General features: G+C 75.2%; 4 protein-coding genes. 3 read left to right on the top strand and 1 reads right to left on the bottom strand.

Annotated features, from left to right (window positions below):
- Window positions 1–142 precede the first annotated feature (142 nt).
- Window positions 143–1165, bottom strand: coding sequence for a zinc-dependent alcohol dehydrogenase family protein (locus tag ACFV4N_RS37945; RefSeq protein WP_499677508.1), 1023 nt, complete (start codon window positions 1163–1165; stop codon window positions 143–145).
- A gap of 145 nt (window positions 1166–1310) precedes the next feature.
- On the opposite strand from ACFV4N_RS37945, the gene ACFV4N_RS37950 reads away from it, so the two are divergent.
- From ACFV4N_RS37950 to ACFV4N_RS37960, 3 genes are all read left to right on the top strand, one after another.
- Entirely contained in the window at window positions 1311–2063 is a 753-nt protein-coding gene (locus tag ACFV4N_RS37950) for a helix-turn-helix transcriptional regulator (RefSeq protein WP_499677511.1), read from the top strand.
- Window positions 2064–2218: 155 nt separating this feature from the next.
- On the top strand, window positions 2219–3637 hold the full coding sequence (locus ACFV4N_RS37955) for a cellulose binding domain-containing protein (RefSeq protein ID WP_499677509.1): 1419 nt from the start codon (window positions 2219–2221) through the stop codon (window positions 3635–3637).
- Window positions 3638–3729: 92 nt separating this feature from the next.
- Window positions 3730–6266 (top strand): AAA family ATPase (locus ACFV4N_RS37960; RefSeq protein WP_499677510.1); only part of this gene is annotated, 2537 nt, incomplete at its 3' end.

Below are 6266 nucleotides of genomic sequence, written 5' to 3' on the forward strand. Positions count from 1 at the left end.
GTCGGGGCGCGGGCGGGCCCGCCCCCCCCGGCCGACGCCGCTGGTGACGTCACGGGTCACGGCCGGTGACCGCCCGCCCGCGAAGCGGTCCGCCGGCGGTGTGCCCCGTCAGGGGTGCCCCCCGGTCGGTCGGGTGGCCCGGTCAGACGGTGAGCAGGGTCTTGATCGCGCGGCGCTCGTCCATCGCCACGTAGCCCTCGGGCGCCCGCTCGAGCGGCAGGGTGAGGTCGAAGACCTTGCCGGGGTCGATCCGGCGGTCGCAGATCAGCTCGACCAGCTCGGGCAGGAAGCGGCGCACGGGCGCGGGGCCGCCGTGCAGGTGGACGTGGGAGAAGAACAGGTCCGTGCCGGGCAGGGCGACGTCGTGGGTGACGCCGACGTAGCCGACGTGCCCGCCGGGGCGGGTGGAGCGGATGGCCTGCATCATCGACTCCTGGGTGCCCACGGCCTCGATGACCGAGTGCGCGCCGAGCCCGTTCGTGAGGTCCTTGATCCGGGCCACGCCCTCGTCGCCGCGCTCGGCGACGACGTCGGTCGCCCCGTACTCCAGGGCGAGCGCCTGGCGGGACCCGTGCCTGCTCATGGCGATGATCCGCTCCGCGCCGAGCTGCCGGGCCGCGAGCACGCCGAGCAGGCCGACGGCCCCGTCGCCGACGACCGCGACGGTCTTGCCCGGACCGACCTCGGCCGCCACCGCGGCGAACCAGCCGGTGCCCAGCACGTCGGAGGCCGCCAGCAGGCTCGGCACCAGGTCGGCGGGGGGCGTCCCCGGCGTGGCCACCAGCGTGCCGTCGGCCAGCGGCACGCGCAGGTACTGCGCCTGGGAGCCGATGCCGCCCATGGGGACCCGGTGGACGCAGGAGGACTGGTAGCCGGCCCGGCAGATCTCGCAGGTGTTGTCCGAGGCGAAGAACGAGCCGACCACGAACTGGCCCGGCCGCACGCTCCGGACCTCGCCGCCCACCTCCTCCACGACGCCGACGTACTCGTGGCCCATCGGGGAGGGCCCGTCGACCTCCTCGATCCCCCGGTAGGGCCACAGGTCCGACCCACAGACGCAGGTCGCGGACAGGCGGATGATCGCGTCGGTGGGCGCGACGATCGCCGGGTCGTCGCGTTCCTCCACCCGGACGTCGCCGGGGGCGTGCAGCACAACACCGCGCACGGTGGTTCTCCTTCGTTCCTCGAAGACCGCCCGCCCGGTGCGGTCGGGGTCTGGTCCGAGGGGTTCCATGGTGGACGCCCGCTGAACCCGGCGCACGGGGAATCGCCAGGAGGTCCGCGAGTTCCTCGTCTCGCGCCGGGCCAAGATCACTCTCGAGCAGGCGGGCCTGCCGCCCGGCACCAACCGCCGGGTGCCGGGGCTGCGCCGCACCGAGGTCGCCGCGCCGGCCGGCGTAAGCATCGAGTACTACTCCAAGCTGGAGCGGGGCGCCCTGGCCGGGTTCTCGGCCGGTGTGCTGGACGCCGTCGCCCACGCCCTCCGGCTCGACGAGGCCGAGCGGGCGCACCTGTTCGACCTACGGGCCTTCCACTCCCCCGTCTACGCCGACCGGCACGCGCCGCCCAACCTCGCCCGCTTCCAGTTCCTCGACCCGGCCGCCCGCCGGTTCCACCCGAACTGGGACCTCGCCGCCGACACCTCCGTGGCCATCCTGCGCACCGAGGCGGGCCGCAACCCGCACGACAAGGGCCTCCACGACCTGGTCGGTGAGCTGTCCACCCGCAGCGACGAGTTCCGCCGCCGGTGGGGGGCCCACGACGTCCGCCACCACGGCACCGGTTCCAAGACCTTCCACCACCCCCTCGTCGGCGACCTCACCCTCGCCTACGAGGGCCTGGAGATGGCCGCCGAGCCCGGCCTGACCCTCACCATCTACACCGCCGAACCCGGCTCGGCGTCCGAGGACGCGCTCCGCGTGCTCGCCTCCTGGGCCGCCTCGCACGACCCGACGGCCTCGCACCACCCGGCCTCGCACCACCCGGCCGCTCACGACCCTGCTGCTCACGCCCCTGCCGCCCCGCACAACTCGGCCGCCGCCCGGGAGCACCCCGCCGAGTAGGGGCCTGCGGTTCGCCGCACCCTTCCCCCGCACCGGGACCGCCCGCACCCTGTACGCGTGGTGGCGGCCCCGGTACGGTCCGGGACTGCGGAGCTTCCCGATCACTCCTGGGAGCGCTCCCGGAACAGGGCGGGTCCACGACGAGGAGGAGCTCGGTGAAGCGCTCCACAGCTGTGCTCACGGCGTGCGCGACGGCCCTCGGCCTCGCGGTACCGCCTGCCCCGCAGGCCGCGGCCGCCGACCAGGGCTGTCGGGTCGACTACGCGGTGGCCAGTCAGTGGCCGGGCGGGTTCCACGGCATCGTCAAGATCACCAACCTGGGCGCCCCCGTCACCCGGTGGTCGCTCGGCTTCGACTTCCCCGACCCCGGGCAGAAGGTCGTGCAGGGCTGGAGCGCGACCTGGCGGCAGACCGGCGCCCGCGTCACGGCCGCGAACCAGGTCTGGAACGGCGCGTTGGCCACGGGCGCGTCCACCTCGATCGGGTTCACCGGCACCTTCACCTCGGCCAACCCCGGCGCGACGAACTTCACCCTCAACGGCGTCGCCTGCGGCGACCCCGGGGTCCTCGACCGGGTCCGCACGGCGGGACGGGTCCAGGTCGACGGGGGCGCCGCGCGCTTCAGCTGGCCCGGCGTCTACTTCGAGGGCCGCTTCCGCGGCACCGGCGTCGGCGTCGTCCTCGAGGACACCGCGGCCGACTACGAGGTCCAGGTCGACGGGACGACCGCCGCGACCTTCGTGACCCCGGCCGCCGGCACGCACTGGGTCACCGGCCTGCGCGACGGCGAGCACACCGTCCGGCTGGTCAAGCGCGGCGAGAGCCCGTGGGCCACCAGCTCGTTCGGCGGCTTCGTCGCCGCGCCCGGCGGCGAGGTCCTCGCCAGGCCCGCCGACCGCACCAGGCAGGTCGAGTTCATCGGCGACTCCTACACCGCCGGCTACGGCAACACCTCCGCCGGCCGGGACTGCACCGGCGACGAGGTCAACCGCACCACGAACGCCGACCTGGCCTTCGGCCCGCTCACCGCCCGCCGGCTGGGTGCGGACTACCAGGTCAACGCCTTCTCCGGCCGGGGCATGGTGCGCAACTACAACGGCGGCGAACCCGGCACGAGCTACCGCACCTACTACGACCGCGCGCTGCTCGCCGTCGACGGCGACGTGTGGCGGAAACCCGCGAGCTGGCGACCGCAACTGGTCGTGGTCGGCCTCGGCATCAACGACTTCTCCACCGCCCTCAACCCGGGCGAGCCGTGGACCCCCGAGAGCCTGGTCGCCGACTACAAGGCCGCCTACCACGGCTTCCTCGACAAGCTCCGCGCCCGCTACGGCGACGGCACGACCATCGTCGTCAGCGCCACCCAGATGTCCAACACCACCGCCTTCCTCGACGCCACGCGCCAGGTCGTGGCCGAGCGCAACGGCGGGGGCGACGACCGCGTGCGCCACTGGTACTACGACAGCACCGGCCTGGACTACCTCGGCTGCCACTGGCACCCGTCCGCCAACGACCACCGGGTCATCTCCGAACGGCTCGGCGCGTTCATCGCCGGCCTCCCGCTGAACTGGTAGTGGTACCCCGGCCCCCGCAATTCTGCGCCCCCCGGCACGCCGCGGCCCGGTAACTTGTGCCGGATCGGCGTGCCGAGGGTGCGGTGGGGGCGATGACCGGGTACGGGGGTTCGGCGCAGGACGCCCGCGCGGAGGGCGGCAGCTCGGTCATCCAGGTCGGGGGCGACGCCACGTTCCACCTCGGCGCGGTCCACCGCCGGGTCCGGCCGGTCACCCTGCCGGCGGCGGCCGAGCAGTTCACCGGGCGGAGCCGGGTCGTCGAGGAGTTGCTGCGCCACCTCGCCCCGGGCGGCGCCGGCGCCGCGGCCGTCACCGGCATGGGCGGCATCGGGAAGACCTCGCTGGCCGTGCACGTCGCCCGCGAGGCGTCGGCGCGCGGCGCGTTCCCCGGCGGCGTGCTGTTCGAGAACCTGCACGGGTACAGCACCGCCGAGTCGGTGGCCCCCGGCGTCGCCGCCGCCCGGCTCCTGCGCGCCCTGGGCGTCCCCGGCGACGAGGTCCCGACCGACGACGACGAGCGCGTGGCGGCCTGGCGCGCGGCGCTCGCGGCCGAGGAGCGGCCGGTGCTCGTCGTCCTCGACAACGCCGACTCCGCGAGCCAGGTCGCGCCGCTGCTCGCCGAACCGCCGCACCGGGTGCTGGTCACGTCCCGGACGGCGTTGTCCGCGCTGCCGGCGAGGGTCTTCGCGCTCGGGCTGTTCGAGGTCGACGAGTCGGTGCGGTTCCTGGACGTGGCGCTGCGCGTGGCGAGGCCGGACGACGACCGGGTCTCCGGGGCGCGTCCCGACGCGGTCGAACTGGCGGGGTACTGCGGGCACCTGCCGCTCGCGCTGAAGGTCGTCGTCGCCCTGTTGCGCGATGACCCGACCACCTCGGCCGCCGACCTGGCCGCCGTCCTGCGCGACGAGCGGACCAGGCTCGCGGAACTCGGCTACCCCGACGAGGACGGCGAAGGGCGACCGCTGGCCGTGCGCGCCGCGTTCGGCCTGTCCTACCGGAAGCTGACCGACGACCAGGCCCGCGCGTTCCGCCTGGTGTCGGCGGTGCCCGGGACGAGCGCGTCGACCCGGGCGGTGTCGGCGGCGCTCGACCTGGCCGAGGCCCGGTCGCGGCGCCTGCTCGCCCACCTCGCGCGCCTGCACCTCCTCGACCGCCTGCCCGGTGAGCGGTGGGGCATGCACGACCTGGTGCGCCTCTACGCGGAGGAACTGGCCGGGCAGGACACCGGGGGCGACCGGCCGGAGGCCGCCCGTGAACGCCTGTACGCGGACTACGCGCTGCGGGCCGAGGCCGCGAACCAGTGGTCCACCCGGCGCCGGCTCGCCACGGAGGACGAGGTCCGCGCGCACCGGGACGCGGTGGCGTGGTGGGACGGCGAGGGGTCCGCCGTGGTCGCCGCGGTGGTGGCGGCGCACCACGACGGCCGGCACCCCACGGCCGTGGACCTGGCGGACCGGGTGCACGACCACCTCGAACACCGGCGCCGGACAGACGAGGCGATGCTCGTCGGCCACACCGCCCTCGCCTCCGCGCGGCACCTCGACCGCACCGCGCTGCGCCTCGCCTCGTCGGTGCTGGGCACCGCCTACCGGTGCGCCCACCGGTACCCCGAGGCGATCACCCACCTGGAGGCGGCGTGCCGGCTGTCCGACGAGGGCACCGAGGAGGAGGGCGCGCACCTGCACAACCTGGGCCTCGCGCTCTTCAGGAACGGCGACTTCGCCGAGGCCGAGCGGTGCCACGCCCGCGACTACCGGATCTGCCGGCGGCAGGGCCGTGCGATAGGCGCGGTCCAGGCGATGATCGCCCGCGCGGACGCCCTGCGGATGCTCGACCGCACCGCGGAGGCCGTGCACCTGATCAACGGCTCGATCGTGCTGGCCACCGCCGCCAGGAGCAGGCAGGACGAGATGCGGGCCAGGACGAACCTCGCCGTCACCTGCCTCGAGAACCTCCCGGGCGCCCGAGGGGGTTTCATCATCTGGCAGCTGTGCCGCGCGTTGCGCCTCGCCCGGGAGGACGACGACGTCGTGACCATGGCGAACATCCTGCGGAACCTGTCTGTCGCCTACTGGCACCGCGACCCGTGCCACCACCAGGCGGCAGCGGAGCACTGGCGCCGCCGGGCGGTCGAGGCGTACCGCGAGCTGGGCGATCCGGCGGTCGCGGCGGCGATCGAGGAGCACGGGTGGGAGGCACCGCCGCACCCCGCCGAGGACTGCGCCCACGAGACGGGCGGCCACGAGGTCGCGGCCGGGCTGCGGGCCTGGCTGGAGGAGCTGCCGCACGCGGTGCTGCGCGGCGAGGACGAGCGGTTGGCCGACGCCGTGTTCGTGGGCGACCGCTTGGCCTGGTCGACCTCCTCGGTGGACCGGGCCGCGCTCGACCGGGTGCGGGAGTTCAACCCCCACGGCCTGCTGCTGGGGTTGGCGGACCCCCGGGCCGAGCGGGAGGTGGTGGGCTCGCCGTTCACGGAGCGCACGTGGCAGGCCCTCGCCGCCGTCGTCCACGGGGAAGGCCCCCACCGGGTCGCCGCGGTCGAGGCAGCGGTACCGCTGCTCGTCGACGACCTGTCGGCGGCGGCGAACCGACCGACCTCCGCCGGGGAGCTGGAACGCGCGGTGGACGC

The organism is Actinosynnema sp. NPDC059797 (assembly GCF_042732085.1).
Lineage (GTDB): Bacteria > Actinomycetota > Actinomycetes > Mycobacteriales > Pseudonocardiaceae > Actinosynnema.